Genomic DNA, 15,596 nt, shown 5'->3' with positions numbered 1-15,596 from the left:
TCCGGTCGGTATGGAGTCGCCGGACCGCACCGCCCACCCGGACACCGCTCACCAGGGGGACCGATGCCGGAGAGTGTCACCATGCAGCCGAACGAGAAGCCCGGCCCGTCCGCGGGTGCCGGCTCACGTACCGCCCTGCGGATCTGCCCGCTGTGCGAGGCCACCTGCGGCCTGGTCGTCACGGTCACCCCCGGCGACGGCGGACGGGAGCGGATCACCGCGGCCCGCGGCGACCGCGATGATGTCTTCAGCCGCGGCTTCGTCTGCCCCAAGGGCGCCCTTCTCGGCGAGCTGGACGCCGACCCCCACCGCCTGTCCCGCCCGCTGGTCCGCCGTGGCGGCGAGCTGCGGGAGGCGAGCTGGCAGGAGGCGTTCGCGGCGGTCGCCGAGGGGCTGGGCCGTGTCCTGGACGGCGACGGCCCGGCCGGCGGCGACCCCCGGGCCGTCGCCCTCTTCCTGGGCAACCCCAACGTCCACACCGTCGCCGGGGCCCTCTACCCGCCCCTGCTGGTCAAGACGCTGCGCACCCCCAACGTCTTCACCGCCTCCACCCTCGACCAGATGCCCAAGCACGCCTCCGGCGGGCTGCTCTACGGCGACCCCCTGGCCATCCCCGTCCCCGACCTGGACCGCACCGACCATCTGCTGATCGTCGGCGCCAACCCGCTGGAATCCAACGGCAGTCTGTGCACCGCCCCCGACTTCCCCGGCCGGCTGAAGGCCCTGCGGCGGCGCGGCGGCACCCTCACGGTCGTCGACCCGCGCCGCACCCGCACCGCGCGCCTGGCCGACCGGCACGTGGCCGTGCGGCCCGGCGGCGACGCCCTGCTGCTGATGGCGATGGTCCAGGTCCTCTTCGCCGAGGGCCTGGCCGACACCGGCGCGGCCGGGGAGCACCTCGGCGGTGTGGAGGACGTGGCCCGCCTCGCCGCCGACTTCACCCCCGAGGCCGTCTCCGGCGCCTGCGGCGTCGAGCCGGAGGTCGTCCGCGCCCTCGCCCGCGAACTGGCCGCCGCCGAGCGCGCCGCGGTCTACGGCCGCATCGGCAGCACCACCGTGGAGTTCGGCACCACGGCGAGCTGGCTGGTGGACGTCCTGAACGCGCTGACCGGCAACCTCGACCGGCCCGGCGGCGCGATGTTCCCGCTGTCGGCCACCGCCCGCGCCCCCCGCCCGCCCGCCCCGGGACGGGGCTTCGCCACCGGCCGCAGGCACAGCCGGGTCGGCGGGCACCCGGAGGTCAAGGGGGAGTTCCCGGCCGCCGCGCTGGCCGAGGAGATCGACACCCCGGGCGAGGGACGGGTGCGGGCGCTGATCTGCGTCGCGGGCAACCCCGTGCTCTCCGCGCCCGACGGCGCCAGGCTGGAGCGAGCCCTGGCCGGGCTGGACTTCATGGTCAGCGTCGACCCTTACCTCAACGAGACCTCCCGCCACGCCCATGTGGTGCTGCCGCCGCCCCCGCCCTCCCGCTCCCCGCACTTCGACTTCAGCTTCAACGCCCTGGCCGTCCGCAACCAGGTGCGCTACACCCGCCCCGCGATCCCGCCGGGCGAGGGGGAGATGAGCGAGAGCGAGATCCTGGCCCGCCTGGTGCTGTGCGCCTCCGGTGCGCCCGGCGCCGACCCGGAGTCGGTCGACGCCATGGTCGTCGAGCACACCCTGGCCGCCGCCGTCGCCGACCCGCCCTCCCCCGTCCGCGGCCGGGACACCGCGGAGCTGACCCGCTTGCTGAACGGCGAGAGCGGCCCCGAGCGGCGGCTGGACATGATGCTGAGGCTGGGCCCCTACGGCGACGGCTTCGGCGCCGACCCCGGCGGGCTGACCCTGGCGAAGCTGCTGGAGCACCCCCACGGCATCGACCTGGGCCCGCTGCGCCCACGGCTGCCCGAGGTGCTGCGCACCCGCTCGGGCAAGGTCGAGCTGTGCCCGGAGCCGATCGCCGCCGACATCCCCCGGCTGCGACGCTTCCTGGCGGAACGTCAGGCCGAGCCCGGGCCCCTGGTGCTGGTCGGCCGCCGCCATCTGCGCTCCAACAACAGCTGGATGCACAACGTCCCCGGTCTGAAGGGCGGCAGCAACCGCTGCACCCTCCACGTCCACCCCGCCGACGCCGCCCGGCTCGGCCTGGCCGACGGCTCCCCCGCCGAGATCACCGGCGACGGGGGCACGGTCCGGGCACCGGTGGAGGTGACGGAGGAGGTGGCCCGGGGAGTCGTCAGCCTGCCGCACGGCTGGGGCCACGACCGGCCCGGCACCCGGACGCCGGTGGCCTCCGCCGAGCCCGGGGCCAACGTCAACCAGCTCCTGGACGGGCGGCTGCTGGACCCGCTGTCGGGAACGGCCGTGCTCAACGGCTTCCCGGTCCGGGTGGTCCCCGCGCCGGCGGCCGGGGGCGCCGATCCGGGCTCCGCGGCGGCATCCCCGGCCGCCGCCGGGTCCTCCGTGTGATCCACGGCATGCGCCGTCCTGCTGACACCCCAAACTAGCGCCGCTAGTTTGGGGTCATGCAGGCACACAACGGCATGTACATCGACGGACAGTGGCGCCCCGCCGCGGGCACGGAGACGATCGAGGTCGTCGACCCGGCCACCGAGGAGATCATCGGCACCGTCCCGGCGGGCACCGCCGAGGACGTCGACGCGGCCGTGGAGGCGGCCCGCGCGGCCCTGCCGGGCTGGGCCGCCGCACCGCCCGCCGAGCGCGCGGCCCGGCTCGGCGCGCTGCACGACGCTCTGGCCGCCCGCCGCGAGGAGATCGCGGCCACCGTCACCGCGGAGCTGGGCGCCCCGCTGGCCTTCTCGCAGGCCGTCCACGCCGACCTGCCCGTCACGGTCGCCGGGACGTACGCGAAGCTCGCCGCCGAGCACCCCTTCGAGGAGAGGCTGGGCAACTCCCGCGTACTGCACGAGCCGGTCGGCGTCGTCGGCGCCATCACCCCCTGGAACTATCCGCTGCACCAGATCGTCGCCAAGGTCGCCCCGGCCCTGGCGGCCGGCTGCACGGTGGTCCTCAAGCCCGCCGAGGACACCCCGCTGGTCGCGCGGCTGTTCGCCGAGGCCGTGGCCGAGGCGGGGGTGCCGGCCGGGGTGTTCAACCTCGTCACCGGGCGCGGCCCGGTCGCCGGGCAGGCGCTGGCCGAGCACGGCGGCGTGGACATGGTCTCCTTCACCGGCTCCACCGCCGTCGGCCGCCGCATCGGCGCGATCGCCGGCGGCGCGGTCAGGCGGGTCGCGCTGGAACTGGGCGGCAAGTCCGCGAACGTGATCCTGCCCGGAGCCGACCTGGTGAAGGCCGTGAAGATCGGCGTGGGCAACGTGATGGCCAACGCCGGCCAGACGTGCAGCGCCTGGACCCGCATGCTCGTCCACACCGACCACTACGACGAGGCCGTGGAGATCGCCGCCGCCGCGGCGGCCAAGTACGTCCCCGGCGACCCGACCGACCCCGCCACGCGCCTGGGCCCGGTGGTCAACGCCGGACAGCGCGAACGCGTCACCGGCTACATCCGCACCGGGACCGAGGAGGGCGCCACCCTCGTCGCGGGCGGCGCGGACGCCCCCGAGGGAGTGGAGCGCGGCTACTACGTGCGCCCCACCGTCTTCGCCGGCGTCACCCCGGAGATGACCATCGCCCGCGAGGAGATCTTCGGCCCGGTCCTGAGCATCCTGCGCTACGAGGACGCCGACGACGCCGTCCGGATCGCCAACGACTCCGAATACGGGCTGTCGGGCGCGGTGTGGGCCGGTGACGACGAGATGGCCACCGCCTTCGCCCGCCGTCTTCAGACCGGCCAGGTGGACATCAACGGCGGCCGGTTCAACCCGCTGGCGCCCTTCGGCGGTTACAAGCGGTCGGGCGTGGGCAGGGAGCTGGGCCCGCACGGCCTGACCGAGTACCTCCAGACCAAGTCCCTGCAGTTCTGAGCGACACGCCCGGCCGCGCCTTCGGCCGCCCGTCCAGCCGTACAACCGCCCGCCCGATCCCACCACAAGCAGTCCGTCCGCTCCAGGACGTGAGAGGAGACGCCACGTGGTCCGCGCCGTGGTCCTGCCCGCCGTCAAAGCCCCGCTGGAGACGGGGGAGATCGACCTGTCGGAGCCCGGCCCCGGCCGGGTGAGGGTCCGCCTCACCGCCGCCGGGGTCTGCCACTCCGACCTGTCGCTGTCCAACGGCACCCTGCGCCAGCCCGTGCCCGCCGTCCTCGGTCACGAGGGCGCGGGGACCGTGACCGCCGTGGGCGAGGGCGTCACGACCGTGGCACCCGGCGACGAGGTCGTCCTCAACTGGGCGCCCGCCTGTGGGAGCTGCCACTTCTGCGCGAAGCTGGGCGAGCCCTGGCTGTGCACCGAGGCCAACGCGGCCAGCGGTGTCCCCTACGCCCGCTCCGCCGACGGCCGCGACCTGTATCCGGGGCTGGGCACGGCCGCGTTCGCGCAGGAGACGGTCGTCGCCGAGCGCGGTGTGCTGCCGCTGCCCGCCGGCGTGCCGCTGGCCGACGCGGCCCTGCTGGGCTGCGCGGTCCTGACCGGCTACGGCGCGGTCAACCACAGCGTCCGCCTGCGCGAGGGGGAGTCGCTGGCCGTCTTCGGCGCCGGCGGGGTCGGCCTGGCGGTGATCCAGGCGGCGCGGATCGCGGGGGCGGAGCGGATCGTCGCCGTGGACGTCTCCCCGGGCAAGGAGGAGCTGGCCCGCCGTGCCGGGGCCACCGACTTCCTGATCGCCTCCGACACCACGGCCAAGGAGATCCGGAAGATCACCGGAGGACTGGGCACGGACGCCGCGGTCGAGTGCGTCGGCCGCGCGGAGACCATCCGGGCGGCCTGGTCCTCCACCCGGCGCGGCGGGCGCACCTCGGTGGTGGGCATCGGCGGCAAGGACAGCCAGGTCTCCTTCTCGCCGCTGGAGATCTTCCACTTCGCCCGCACCCTGTCCGGCTGCGTCTTCGGCAACTGCGACCCCGCCCGCGACCTGCCCGTACTCGCCGGGCACGTCCGCTCCGGACGGCTGGACCTGGGCGCGCTGGTCACCGACCGGATCGGTCTGGAGGAGGTGCCGGCTGCCTTCGAGGCCATGCTCGCCGGACGCGGCGGCCGGGCGCTGGTGGTCTTCTAGGGCGTGCATGGCGCCGCCCCGCAGACGGGACTTTCACAGCACGCCCTGGCTCTCCCGCACCTCGCCGTCCTCCGCCTCCCCGGGCCGCCCCCGGTCCGGGAACCGGAGCGCCAGCCCGTCGACGAGGGCTCGCAGGCCCGTCTCGAAGGCGCCCTCGTCGACGCGCTGCTGGTGCTCGGCCAGCAGATGGGCCTGGTCCAGATGCGGGTAGTCGCGCTCGTACAGCGCCGCGTCGTCGACGAAGCCGCGGGCGAAGGAGCCCAGCGCGGAGCCGGCCACGAAGTACCGCATCAGCGCGCCGATGCGGGTCGCGTGGGCGCGCGGCCACCCGGCGTCCAGCATCGCGCCGTAGACGGCGTCGGCCATCCGCAGCTGGCTGGGGCGCCGGCCCGGTCCCTGCGCCAGGTACGGGACGATGTTGGGGTGCGCGCTGAGCGCCGCCCGGTAGGAGCGGGCCCAGGCCACCAGCGCCTCGCGCCAGTCGGTGCCGTTCTCGAACATCGACAGGTCGACATCGGCGCACACCGCGTCGGCCACCGCGTCCAGGATCTCGTCCTTGGTGCGGAAGTGGTTGTACAGCGACGGGCCGCTGACGCCCAGCTCGGCGGCGAGTCTGCGGGTGGACACCGCGGGCAGGCCCTCGCCGTCCACCAGCGCGAGCGCCGCCGCCACGATCCGCTCGCGGCTCAGCAGGGGGGTACGTGGGCGTGCCACGGATCACATCCTCGGGTCTCGTCCGGTATCTGTGAAGCTGCAACTAGCGCTGCTAGTTTATTGGGTATGGATCTGGAGCTGTCTCAGGAGCAGGCTGCCGTACGGCAGCTCGCCAAGGAGTTCGTCGACCGGGAGATCGTCCCGCACACCGCCGAGTGGGACCGCGCCGAGAGCATCGACCGGTCCGTGGTGAAGTCCCTGGGCGACCTGGGATTTCTGGGCCTGACCATCGACGAGGAGTACGGCGGGTCCGGCGGCGACCACCTGGCGTACTGCCTGGTCACCGAGGAGCTGGGGCGCGGGGACTCCGCCGTGCGCGGGGTGCTGTCGGTCTCCCTCGGCCTGGTCGCCAAGACGATCGCCGCCTGGGGGAGCGAGGAGCACAAGCGCCGGTGGCTGCCGGGCCTGTGCGCCGGCGAGGCGATCGGCTGCTTCGGCCTGACCGAGCCGGGCACCGGCTCCGACGCAGCCAATCTCACCACCCGCGCCCGCCGCGACGGCGGCCCCGGCGGCGACTGGATCATCGACGGCACCAAGATGTTCATCACCAACGGCACCTGGGCCGACGTGGTGCTGCTCTTCGCCCGTACCGGCGCCGAGCCCGGCCACAGGGGGATCACCGCCTTCCTCGTCCCCACCGACACCCCCGGCCTGACCCGCCGGGAGATCCACGGCAAACTCGGCCTGCGCGGCCAGGCCACCGCCGAGCTGGTGCTCGACGGCGTCCGCGTCCCCGACGACTGCCGCATCGCCGAGGAGGGCAAGGGATTCTCCGTCGCCATGTCCGCCCTCGCCAAGGGGCGCATGTCGGTGGCGGCCGGCTGTGTCGGCATTGCCCAGGCGGCGCTGGACGCGGCCGTCTCCTACGCCGCCGAGCGCGAGCAGTTCGGCAAGCCCATCGCCCGCCACCAGCTCGTCCAGGAGCTGATCAGCGACATCTCCGTGGACGTCGACGCCGCCCGGCTGCTGACCTGGCGCGTGGCCGACCACATCGACCGGGGCCTGCCCTTCGCCACCGAGTCCTCCGTCGCCAAGCTCTACGCCTCCGAGGCCGCCGTGCGCGCCGCCAACAACGCCCTCCAGGTCTTCGGCGGCTACGGCTACATCGACGAGTACCCCGTCGGCAAGCTGCTGCGCGACGCCCGCGTGATGACCCTGTACGAGGGCACCAGCCAGATCCACAAGCTGCTCATCGGCCGGTCGCTGACCGGGGTGTCGGCGTTCTGACGGTCCTCCGGGGTGTCCTGAGCACCCCAGCTCCCTAAGCGGCTGCTCAGCGGCCGTTGTATGGTGTTCGCCCGGTGTAACGAACGGGCGAGGTGCTGATGGCTGCGGAGACGGGAGCGGAGTCCGTGGAGAGCGCGGACACCATGGACGCCGCGGACACCGAGAACGCGGCGGGGAACGCCGCGGACGGCGCCGGAGAGCCCGACGACTCCTGGGGCGAGGTGGCCCCCGACGCCGCCCGCCGGCTGCTGCTGGCGGCCGTCGAGGCCTTCGCCGAGCGCGGCTTCCACGCCACCACCACCCGGGACATCGCCTCCCGCGCCGGAATGAGCCCCGCCGCCCTCTACATCCACTACCGCACCAAGGAAGAACTGCTCTACCAGATCAGCCGGGTCGGCCACGAGCGCTCGGTGCGCATCCTCACCGAGGCCGGCAACAGCGCGGTGACCCCCGCCGACCGGCTCGCCGCCGCGGTACGCGCCTTCGTGCGCTGGCACGCCGAGCGCCACACCACGGCCCGGGTGGTGCAGTACGAGCTGAACGCGCTGGCCGAGGAGCACTACGCCGAGATCGTCGCCCTGCGGCGGCGCAGCGAGGAGATCCTGCGCGGCATCCTGGAGGACGGAGTGGCCGCCGGGGACTTCACCGTCCCCGACACCCGGGGCACGGCCCTGGCCGTGCTCTCGCTCTGCGTCGACGTCGCCCGCTGGTTCCGCTCCGGCGGCGCGCGCACACCCGAGGAGATCGGCGAGCTCTACGCCGGACTGGTGCTGAGGATGGTCGGCGCCCCGGCCGGTCCCGCCGACGGAACCGCGGGCGGGGCCGGCCGGGGCGTGTGAGCCCGGCGGACGGCGGCGGGTGTCACAGGTAGTAGCGCACGACGCTCTCCGCGACACACACCGGCTTCTCCCCGCCCTCACGCTCGACCGTCACCAGTGAGGCGAGCTGAACGCAGCCCTCGCCCACCTCGGAGACCTCCGTGATCCGCGCGGTCGCGCGCACCCGCGAGCCGACCGGCAGCGGGGAGGGGAAGCGGACCTTGTTCACGCCGTAGTTGATGCCCATGCGCACGCCCTCGACGCTGATGAGCTGCGGTACCAGCACCGGCAGCAGCGAGAGCGTCAGATAGCCGTGCGCGATGGTCGTGCCGAACGGGCCGGCGGCGGCCTTCTCCGGATCGACGTGGATCCACTGGTGGTCGCCTGTCGCGTCCGCGAACAGGTCGATCCGCTTCTGGTCGACCTCCAGCCAGTCGCTGGTGCCCAACTCCTCGCCGACAGCGGCCTTCAGCTCGTCGACCGATGTGAAAACCCGGGGCTCCGCCATCGAAGCTCGCCTCCCCAACCATGCGTGGTGTCCGTGTGTCCGTGTGTCCGTGTGTCGGCACACGCTACTAAGCGCTTGCTCAGCATGCTCGGGGGTGTCGGGCCTGTCAACGGCCGGGTGCTTCCCCCGCGTGCACGACGCGTCACGGCGGGCCCCGGAAGATCCGGGACCCACCGTGACGCGTCATGCTCCACCGCGCCGCCAGGGCCGCGCCCGCGCCGAACGCGGGTGTCAGCCGCTGACCGCCATCCTTCCCGTGCCGCCGCCGTGCGCCACCGCGCCCGGCCGACGGGACCGCAGGGACTGCTCGGCGCTGTGCATCGCCTGCGCCGCACGCCGCGCCTCGCGCGCCTCCGCCTCATGGACCAGCCGCCGCAGCACCTCCGCCAGCGGGGCGGGCGGCGCGGCGCCGGGGTCCTCCACGGGCAGCAGCCCGCGACCGCCCCAGCACCGGCGGTGCCAGGCGTCGCCCGGCGGCTGCCGGACGCCGAGGTGCTTCTGCTCCCTGCGCCGCCGCGCGAAGTCGCGTTCGTACGCCAGCCACACCTCCCGGGCCTCCTCCAACTCCTCCAGGGCGGCCATCAGCCGCTCCGGATCGGGGCTGCGGTCGTCGGGGGAGATGCCCGCGCGGGCGCACAGGTGGTGCCAGGTGGCGCGATGCCCGTAGGGGGCGAAGCGCTCCAGGCACTTGCGCAGGGCCTGCCTGCGCTGGGACGGGTCTCTCCCGGGATCACGGACCTGTTCCGCCAGGGCATTGAAACCGGCCAACGCGTACCACCTCCGACGTAATCGACCACAGCCGTCATCGCTGGGACGTACCGGACCCTCCAATGGATCCGTGTGCCCCCGAATCTTCCGATGCCACATACCGACTGGTTAGTCTGTGCAGGAAATCCGTGGACCACCGGGAGCGGGCCGGAAGAGGCCACCGCCGGCGACCGGAACGAGACGAAGGGTGGGCACATGGAGGACCTGAGGGACTCGGGCGTCGTGGTGACCGGAGCGGGCGGCGGCATCGGCGCCGCCCTCGCCCGCGCCTTCGCCGAACGCGGCGCCAGGGTCGTCGTCAACGACCTCGACGCCGGCAAGGCCGAGGCCGTCGCGCGGGAGATCGGTGCCACGGCGGTGCCCGGCGACGCCTCGGGGATCGTCCCCGCCGCCCGCGAGGCCCTCGGCGGTGGCATCGACGTCTTCTGCGCCAACGCCGGCGTCGCCCCGGCCGGCGGCCCCGAGGCCGAGGACGCCGTCTGGGACGCCGCCTGGGACGTCAACGTCATGGCCCACGTCCGGGCGGCGCGCGAACTGCTGCCCGAGTGGCTTGAGCGCGGCCGCGGCCGCTTCGTCGCCACCGTCTCGGCCGCCGGAATGCTCACCATGGTCGGCTCCGCGCCCTACAGCGTCTCCAAGCACGCCGCCCTCGCCTTCGCCGAGTGGCTGTCGCTCACCTACCGCCACCGCGGGATCGATGTCCACGCCGTGTGCCCGCAGGGCGTGCGCACCGACATGCTCGCCTCCGCCTCCACCGCAGGCGACCTGGTGCTCAGGCCCACCGCCATCGAGCCGGAGGACGTCGCCCGCGCCACCCTGGAGGCCGTCGACGCCGGACGCTTCCTGGTCCTGCCGCACCCGGAGGCCGCCCGCTACGCCGTCGCGCGCGCATCCGACACCGACAAGTGGCTGGACGGCATGAATCATGTGCAGCGGAAGCTGGAGACAATCCAGCGGGACCAGCAGGTCCGGTAAGGCCACGAGCAGCAGGAGGAACCGCCATGACGAGCCCGGCGAACCAGCGGCAGGACGACGCCCCCACCCAGCCTGTCCCGCAGCGGCTGCTGGCCGCCGCCACCCGGCTGTTCGCCGACCGCGGCTACGACCGCACCTCCGTCCAGGAGATCGTCGAGGCGGCGGGCGTCACCAAGGGCGCCCTCTACCACTACTTCGGATCCAAGGACGACCTGCTGCACGAGATCTACGGCCGGGTGCTGCGCCTGCAGCAGGAGCGGCTGGACGCCTTCGCCTCCTCCGACGCCCCCGTGGAGCGGCGGCTGCGCGACGCCGCCGCCGACGTCGTCGTCACCACCATCGACAACCTCGACGACGCCTCGATCTTCTTCCGCTCCATGCACCAGCTCAGCGAGGACAAGCAGAAGCAGGTGCGCTCCGAACGCCGCCGCTACCACGAGCGGTTCCGCGCCCTGATCGAGGAGGGGCAGAAGGCGGGAGTCTTCTCCACCGCCACCCCGGCCGACCTGGTGGTGGACTACCACTTCGGCTCCGTCCACCACCTCAGCACCTGGTACCGGCCCGGCGGGCGCATGACCCCGCAGGAGGTCGCCGACCACCTGGCGGACCTGCTGCTGCGGGCCCTGCGGCCGTAGCCCCCCAACTCGCCCCGCGAACCCGGCGCCTCACGGATCCCCGGAGAACCGGAACCACCCACGACCCCACACGACCCACTACCCAAGGCGGAGGCCTCAGTGAAGGCATGGCGCGTCCACAGCAACGGCGAACCGCGCGAGGTGATGCGGCTGGATGAGGTCCCGGACCCCGAGCCGGGCCCCGGCCGCCTCCTGCTGCGCGTACGGGCGGCGAACGTCAACTTCCCCGACGCGCTGCTGTGCCGCGGCCACTACCAGGTACGCCCCCCGCTGCCCTTCACCCCCGGCGTGGAGCTGTGCGGCGAGGTCGTGGCGGCCGGAGAGGGCGCCTCCACCGCCACCGGCACCCGCGTCATCGCCCAGCCCGACCTGCCCCACGGCGCCTTCGCCGAACTGGTGGCGGTCGACGAGGCCCACTGCGCCCCCGCGCCGAAGGCGCTGGACGACGCCGAGGCCGCCGCCCTCCACATCGGCTACCAGACCGGCTGGTTCGGCCTCCACCGCCGCGCCCGCCTCCAGGCCGGCGAGACGCTGCTGGTCCACGCCGCCGCTGGGGGAGTGGGCAGCGCCGCCGTCCAGCTCGGCAGGGCCGCGGGCGCGAAGGTGATCGGCGTCGTCGGCGGCCCCGAGAAGGCCGCGGTGGCCCGGGAGCTGGGCTGCGAGACGGTGATCGACCGGCGCGCGGTCGACGGCGTCAAGGGCCTGGCCCAGGCGATCAAGGAGGCCACCGGCGGCCACGGCGCGGACGTCGTCTACGACCCCGTCGGCGGCGACGCGTACACCGCCTCCACCAAGTGCGTCGCCTTCGAGGGGCGGATCGTGGTCGTCGGCTTCGCCAGCGGCGCCATCCCCAGCCCCGGCCTCAACCACGCCCTGGTGAAGAACTACGCCATCCTGGGCCTGCACTGGGGCCTGTACAACACCCATGACCCGGCCGCCGTCCGCGCCTGCCACGAGGAACTGACCAGGCTCGCCGAACAGGGCGCGGTCAAGCCGCTGGTGAGCGAGCGCGTACCGATGGAGGGCGCGGCCGACGCCGTCCAGCGCGTCGCCGACGGCACCACCACCGGCCGCGTCGTCATCCAGCCCTGAGCCGTTGCCGGCCCACCCGCCGGCGCCGTGTGTCCCCGGACCGCTGGGCGGTCCGGGGACACACGGCCTTCTTGTGCGCGGCCGGACAGGTCAGGGGAAGTTCACCGGTCGCGCTTCTCCGCGTCATGCAGACGCTCGGCATCCTCGACAGCACCCCACTTGCGCGCACGCTCGAAATGGCGGCTGATGCGCACCTCGTGCTCCTGCTGCTCCGGGTGCGGGTCCGTCGCCAGCCGTGCGTGCAGCTCGACGTCGTAGCGGACGCCGTCGTAGGCGAGCTTTCGCCGTTGCAGACCCTCGGGTGCGAACCCCGCCGCGCGGGCCACGCGACAGGAGGCCGGGTTGTCGGTGCGGTGCCCCAACTCCAGGCGGAACAGGCCAAGGTCGGTGAAGCACCAGTCGGCCAGCGCCCGGCAGCCGTGGGCCGCCACGCCCCTGCCACGGGCGGCGGCGGTGGTCCAGTAGGAGACCCAACCGGTACTGTGCTGCGCGTTGACGCCGCCCACCGCGACACAGCCCAGAGCCGTGTCGCCGCCGTCGGCGACGGCGAAGCCGTAGGCCACTCCATGCTGCCACTGGTCCCGTCGCCGCCGGATCCACTGCTCGGTCTCCGCCGCCGTGGCGACGGGCGCGTCGGCCTGCCGCCTCATCACCGGTTCCGCGAACGCCTCCAGTACGGCGGGGGCATCGGACAGCGCCCACGGACGCAGGCACAGCCCGGCCGGTAACCACAGTCGATCACGCATTCCACGGATTCTTCCGCCGAACCGGGCGACGCGGCAACGCCGTCAGTCCCGGGAGGCGCCCTCGGGCCACAGCACCCGGACGGGGACGCCGGTGCGGCGGGCGTAGGCCACCACGTCCGCCGTGCCTCCGTAGCCGCGCGCCGGTTTCCCGTCCCAGACGGCGAGCAGCCGGTCGACCAGGCCGACGAGGATCTCGCTGCCCGCCTGGTGGGCGTGGGAGTCGGACTCGACCAGCCCGGTGCGGTGCACCTCGGCCGCGCTCCCCAGCAGGCCGTCGTACGCCGGGTGGTGCCACTCGGGCAGATCGTCGCGGTACCGCTCGGCGGGCAGGACGGCCTCGACGCGCCCGCCGTGGTCGAGCACGTACTCGGCGAACCATACGTCCGGCCCGTCCGCCAGGCACGACACCCCCACCAGCTCACCTGGCGGGTACTGCCGCACCTCCGCCTCCAGCATGGTCCGTACCCGCTCGGCGACAGGCTCGGGCAGTCCGCGGTGCCCGGTGATTCCCACGCGCATGGGTCTCCTCCGCAGGGTGCGGCTTCAACGCAGGTAGGTGCGCTGCCACTCGGTGATGGACATTCCTTCCGCAGCCTCGGCGAGTGCCTGCGCGGAGGGCGTCTTCAGCTTCGCCCGGGTGGTGTCCACCCACTCCCGGGCGTTGGAATAGCCCTGTTCCAGGTACTCCAGCCCCTGAATCACGCATTCCAGTTTGTCGGCGTCACGCGCGACGAGCACCTCCAGCGATTCACCGTTCTCGTACTCGTGGACCACGGCCCTGATGCCCTCTGCCACGGCGGGGTGCGCGTCCGCGACCTGGTCGGCGGTGACCTCCTCGTTCGAGGCCGCCCGGAGGTAGCGCCGACCGATCCACGGAATGTCACCCACCCGGGTTTCCTGAGTGTCGTGGAAAGTGCACAACAGGGCGACCTTGGCAGGGTCGGCGCCCTCCATCATGGCCAGCACAGCCCCTATGACGGCCGTACGGAACGAGTGCTCGGCGATTGTCTCGGGATCCTTGACCCCGACGATCCACCAACCGCTTCGCTTGCCGCGCTTGAGGGCGCCCATCTCCATCAGATAGCCGACGGTCCCCTTGGCGCCCTGCTCGTCAGTCATGCGACATTCCTCTCAGGCAGATCACTGGCTGCTCAGCCTCAGACCGTAATGCAGCGCCTCCAGTTCACGACGGGCCTGCCGGGATACCGTGCCGCGTTCCAGGAGCGTGGCGACACGCGCGGACAGATTCGCGTGCAGGGACCGGTCGGCCGAGAGGACACCCGGTTTCGACCCGGCCAGCGCCCACACGGAGTGGACGTTCAGGTCGATCGCCCCGAGCTTCGGATCGAGGCGGTCCGCGATGCTCCGCATCAAGGCGACCGGATCCCAAGAACTTGGGGACCGCCGGGTCATGAAGGTGTCGTCGGGGCGCGGCAACGTGTCCAGCCCGAGCCAGTGGGCCCAGTAATTGAGGTTGGCCGCCTCGCCCGCGTCATCGCTCATACCACGAGCGATGAAAGCGCGCAGAGTCTCGACATCGCCGTACCGGGTCAGCGACGTGGCGGTGGAGCGCACGTCCGACCACGCCGGTGTCCAGGTGAGTTGGTGCGCCTTCATCGGTTGTCGGCTTCTCATGTCCGCGAGCCACGCATGGGTGTCCGGGCTCGTGTCGTAGCTGCAAAGGTAGAGCGCCTGACGGCGGAGCAGTGTCCCCTTATCGCCGGCTCGATCGGCGATCTCGGCCGCTCTGCGAAGAGCGGTGAAGAAAGCGCGGCGCTCCGGTTCGGGGAGCAGCGGGGACGTAGGGGCGGGGCCCCTGCGTCGGGGCGTGGATGCCGGTGGCTGCGGCAGGGCGGTCGGTGTGGAGCCGTCGAGTGCCCAGATGATCATGTGTGTGGAGTTCCTGTTGAACACCCATCCGGACAACGGATGGCGAAGCCAGTCGTCGTCGGTCGCTTTGGCGGCCAGCGTGGCAGTGATCACTGAGTCGGCCTCGACAGCCAGGTCGAGCAACGGCAGAAGAACAGGGTCAGCGCCTCGGCGGAGCAGGAGTCGGCGTAGGTCAAGCAGTTGTGTGAAGGCCACTGCGGTGAGAGGACGCCGTCCCGATTCCCAACCCTGGATCGTGGTCAGGTCCGCTCCGAGTTCCTCGGCCAGCGTCCGTTGGGTGAGGGGGATCCGCTCCCTGATGATCTTCAGCATGTGTCCCGCCACGTTGCCACGGGCGGTGGGCCGCTTCGAACGCTGACCAGCGGTCAGCTTTGCTGAGAAGGCATGCGATCGGCCAGTGGCCATGAACACGCTCCGACTGTCTCGCTCGCGGACTACTCGTACTCTGCGTCAGTTTTTTCGCCCGTTTCGTCACCGTAAGTTCAACGCGACTCAAATCTCCACCGGAAGCTTCGGTCAGCTTAGTTGCTCAGAGCGACGATTCGAATACGCGGCGAGGCTGGTGCGGTTTCCGGTAGTGCTGTCAGGAGCGCCCAAGTGAACGAAGAGCACCGAGCCGGATCGCCAGCCAACGACCCACTGGCCTCAACCTCACTCCTCGCCGCCAGGCTTCCCCCTTTGCAGTGCGGGTTCGGGGACAGGCCCGGAGCCACTGGCTTCTCCCAACTCTCCGACGCTCTTGTGGAGTCGGGTGTGTGGTGCGAGGCGGTCACCGCCGCCGAGAGCGAACCGGGCGCGGAGGGGCGACGCGACGCGTACGCCGCCGCGTCACCGGAGACGGCGATCCGGTGGCTGCGGGTCGGGGCGCGGGCGGTGGCACCGTCGCTGGGGCCGTTGCAGGCCGGGTACGTGCTGGACCACTGGGTGCACGGGCCCGGCTCGCTCCAGGACTACGTCCGGCTGTGCCGGGGCCGCACCTGCGCACTGACCGTCTACCGGGACGGGCACCGGCTGACCTGGCGGGCCCACCCGGTGAGGTTCGTGCGCCTGGTGGCGGTCAACGGCAGGCGGCCGTGCATCGCCGCCGCGCAGGCAGGGGAGGCGCGGTGAC

16 protein-coding genes are annotated in these 15,596 nt (G+C 72.9%); 9 read left to right on the top strand and 7 right to left on the bottom strand.

All coding sequences use genetic code 11. The annotated features are described in order from the left end of the window. Positions 1-81: 81 nt before the first annotated feature. The 3 genes from IQ279_RS11115 (at position 82) to IQ279_RS11105 (ending at position 5,112) form a co-directional block, all read left to right on the top strand. Positions 82-2,448 (top strand): molybdopterin oxidoreductase family protein, encoded by a 2,367-nt coding sequence (locus IQ279_RS11115; RefSeq protein ID WP_206348287.1) that lies wholly within the window; start codon positions 82-84, stop codon positions 2,446-2,448. Between the two features lie 56 nt (positions 2,449-2,504). Further along, positions 2,505-3,923, top strand: coding sequence for an aldehyde dehydrogenase family protein (locus IQ279_RS11110; protein ID WP_206348219.1), 1,419 nt, complete (start codon positions 2,505-2,507; stop codon positions 3,921-3,923). A gap of 106 nt (positions 3,924-4,029) precedes the next feature. Then, the gene (locus IQ279_RS11105) at positions 4,030-5,112 is read left to right on the top strand and encodes a Zn-dependent alcohol dehydrogenase (protein ID WP_206348218.1); all 1,083 of its coding nucleotides are present in this window, start codon (positions 4,030-4,032) and stop codon (positions 5,110-5,112) included. A 33-nt stretch (positions 5,113-5,145) separates the two neighbouring features. Here the strand turns inward: IQ279_RS11105 and IQ279_RS11100 are convergent, their stop codons facing one another. After that, on the bottom strand, positions 5,146-5,826 hold the full coding sequence (locus IQ279_RS11100; RefSeq protein ID WP_206348217.1) for a TetR/AcrR family transcriptional regulator: 681 nt from the start codon (positions 5,824-5,826) through the stop codon (positions 5,146-5,148). 66 nt (positions 5,827-5,892) lie between these two features. Here IQ279_RS11100 and IQ279_RS11095 point away from each other — a divergent pair, with 66 nt between their 5' ends. Beyond that, positions 5,893-7,053: an acyl-CoA dehydrogenase family protein gene (locus IQ279_RS11095; protein ID WP_206348216.1), complete on the top strand. Its 1,161-nt coding sequence runs from the start codon at positions 5,893-5,895 to the stop codon at positions 7,051-7,053. A 143-nt stretch (positions 7,054-7,196) separates the two neighbouring features. Further along, complete coding sequence (locus IQ279_RS11090; protein WP_206348286.1) at positions 7,197-7,892, top strand: TetR/AcrR family transcriptional regulator; 696 nt, start codon at positions 7,197-7,199, stop codon at positions 7,890-7,892. A 22-nt stretch (positions 7,893-7,914) separates the two neighbouring features. Here the strand turns inward: IQ279_RS11090 and IQ279_RS11085 are convergent, their stop codons facing one another. Both IQ279_RS11085 and IQ279_RS11080 read right to left on the bottom strand, forming a co-directional pair. Beyond that, complete coding sequence (locus IQ279_RS11085; protein WP_206348215.1) at positions 7,915-8,379, bottom strand: MaoC family dehydratase; 465 nt, start codon at positions 8,377-8,379, stop codon at positions 7,915-7,917. A gap of 231 nt (positions 8,380-8,610) precedes the next feature. Continuing rightward, the gene (locus tag IQ279_RS11080) at positions 8,611-9,147 is read right to left on the bottom strand and encodes a hypothetical protein (RefSeq protein WP_241027930.1); all 537 of its coding nucleotides are present in this window, start codon (positions 9,145-9,147) and stop codon (positions 8,611-8,613) included. A 195-nt stretch (positions 9,148-9,342) separates the two neighbouring features. On the opposite strand from IQ279_RS11080, the gene IQ279_RS11075 reads away from it, so the two are divergent. The 3 genes from IQ279_RS11075 (at position 9,343) to IQ279_RS11065 (ending at position 11,849) form a co-directional block, all read left to right on the top strand. Continuing rightward, complete coding sequence (locus tag IQ279_RS11075; RefSeq protein ID WP_206348214.1) at positions 9,343-10,122, top strand: SDR family oxidoreductase; 780 nt, start codon at positions 9,343-9,345, stop codon at positions 10,120-10,122. A gap of 26 nt (positions 10,123-10,148) precedes the next feature. After that, a complete protein-coding gene (locus IQ279_RS11070; protein WP_206348213.1) occupies positions 10,149-10,757 on the top strand; it encodes a TetR/AcrR family transcriptional regulator in 609 nt (202 codons plus the stop codon). A gap of 99 nt (positions 10,758-10,856) precedes the next feature. Beyond that, complete coding sequence (locus IQ279_RS11065) at positions 10,857-11,849, top strand: NADPH:quinone oxidoreductase family protein (RefSeq protein ID WP_206348212.1); 993 nt, start codon at positions 10,857-10,859, stop codon at positions 11,847-11,849. A gap of 101 nt (positions 11,850-11,950) precedes the next feature. Here the strand turns inward: IQ279_RS11065 and IQ279_RS11060 are convergent, their stop codons facing one another. The 4 genes from IQ279_RS11060 to IQ279_RS11045 are packed head-to-tail and all read right to left on the bottom strand — an operon-like array spanning position 11,951 to position 14,896. Next, on the bottom strand, positions 11,951-12,595 hold the full coding sequence (locus IQ279_RS11060; RefSeq protein ID WP_206348211.1) for a GNAT family N-acetyltransferase: 645 nt from the start codon (positions 12,593-12,595) through the stop codon (positions 11,951-11,953). A 42-nt stretch (positions 12,596-12,637) separates the two neighbouring features. Next, positions 12,638-13,114, bottom strand: a complete 477-nt coding sequence (locus IQ279_RS11055; protein WP_206348210.1) for a hypothetical protein — start codon at positions 13,112-13,114, stop codon at positions 12,638-12,640. Between the two features lie 24 nt (positions 13,115-13,138). Beyond that, positions 13,139-13,714, bottom strand: a complete 576-nt coding sequence (locus IQ279_RS11050) for an HD domain-containing protein (protein WP_206348209.1) — start codon at positions 13,712-13,714, stop codon at positions 13,139-13,141. Between the two features lie 21 nt (positions 13,715-13,735). Beyond that, a complete protein-coding gene (locus IQ279_RS11045; protein ID WP_206348208.1) occupies positions 13,736-14,896 on the bottom strand; it encodes a helix-turn-helix domain-containing protein in 1,161 nt (386 codons plus the stop codon). A 330-nt stretch (positions 14,897-15,226) separates the two neighbouring features. Here IQ279_RS11045 and IQ279_RS11040 point away from each other — a divergent pair, with 330 nt between their 5' ends. After that, complete coding sequence (locus IQ279_RS11040; RefSeq protein WP_206348207.1) at positions 15,227-15,595, top strand: hypothetical protein; 369 nt, start codon at positions 15,227-15,229, stop codon at positions 15,593-15,595. Position 15,596 lies beyond the last annotated feature (1 nt).

Origin of the sequence: Streptomyces verrucosisporus, assembly GCF_017114865.1 — a bacterium.
Classification (GTDB): domain Bacteria; phylum Actinomycetota; class Actinomycetes; order Streptomycetales; family Streptomycetaceae; genus Streptomyces; species Streptomyces fenghuangensis.
This window is presented reverse-complemented; position numbering and strand designations above follow the sequence as displayed.

Excerpts from the sequence above, each read along its gene's own strand:
- IQ279_RS11115 (WP_206348287.1), top strand. The coding sequence starts at position 82 with ATGCAGCCGAACGAGAAGCCCGGCCCGTCCGCGGGTGCCGGCTCACGT.
- IQ279_RS11110 (WP_206348219.1), top strand. The coding sequence starts at position 2,505 with ATGCAGGCACACAACGGCATGTACATCGACGGACAGTGGCGCCCCGCC.
- IQ279_RS11095 (WP_206348216.1), top strand. The coding sequence starts at position 5,893 with ATGGATCTGGAGCTGTCTCAGGAGCAGGCTGCCGTACGGCAGCTCGCC.
- IQ279_RS11090 (WP_206348286.1), top strand. The coding sequence starts at position 7,197 with ATGGACGCCGCGGACACCGAGAACGCGGCGGGGAACGCCGCGGACGGC.
- IQ279_RS11085 (WP_206348215.1), bottom strand. The coding sequence starts at position 8,379 with ATGGCGGAGCCCCGGGTTTTCACATCGGTCGACGAGCTGAAGGCCGCT.
- IQ279_RS11075 (WP_206348214.1), top strand. The coding sequence starts at position 9,343 with ATGGAGGACCTGAGGGACTCGGGCGTCGTGGTGACCGGAGCGGGCGGC.
- IQ279_RS11070 (WP_206348213.1), top strand. The coding sequence starts at position 10,149 with ATGACGAGCCCGGCGAACCAGCGGCAGGACGACGCCCCCACCCAGCCT.
- IQ279_RS11060 (WP_206348211.1), bottom strand. The coding sequence starts at position 12,595 with ATGCGTGATCGACTGTGGTTACCGGCCGGGCTGTGCCTGCGTCCGTGG.
- IQ279_RS11055 (WP_206348210.1), bottom strand. The coding sequence starts at position 13,114 with ATGCGCGTGGGAATCACCGGGCACCGCGGACTGCCCGAGCCTGTCGCC.
- IQ279_RS11050 (WP_206348209.1), bottom strand. The coding sequence starts at position 13,714 with ATGACTGACGAGCAGGGCGCCAAGGGGACCGTCGGCTATCTGATGGAG.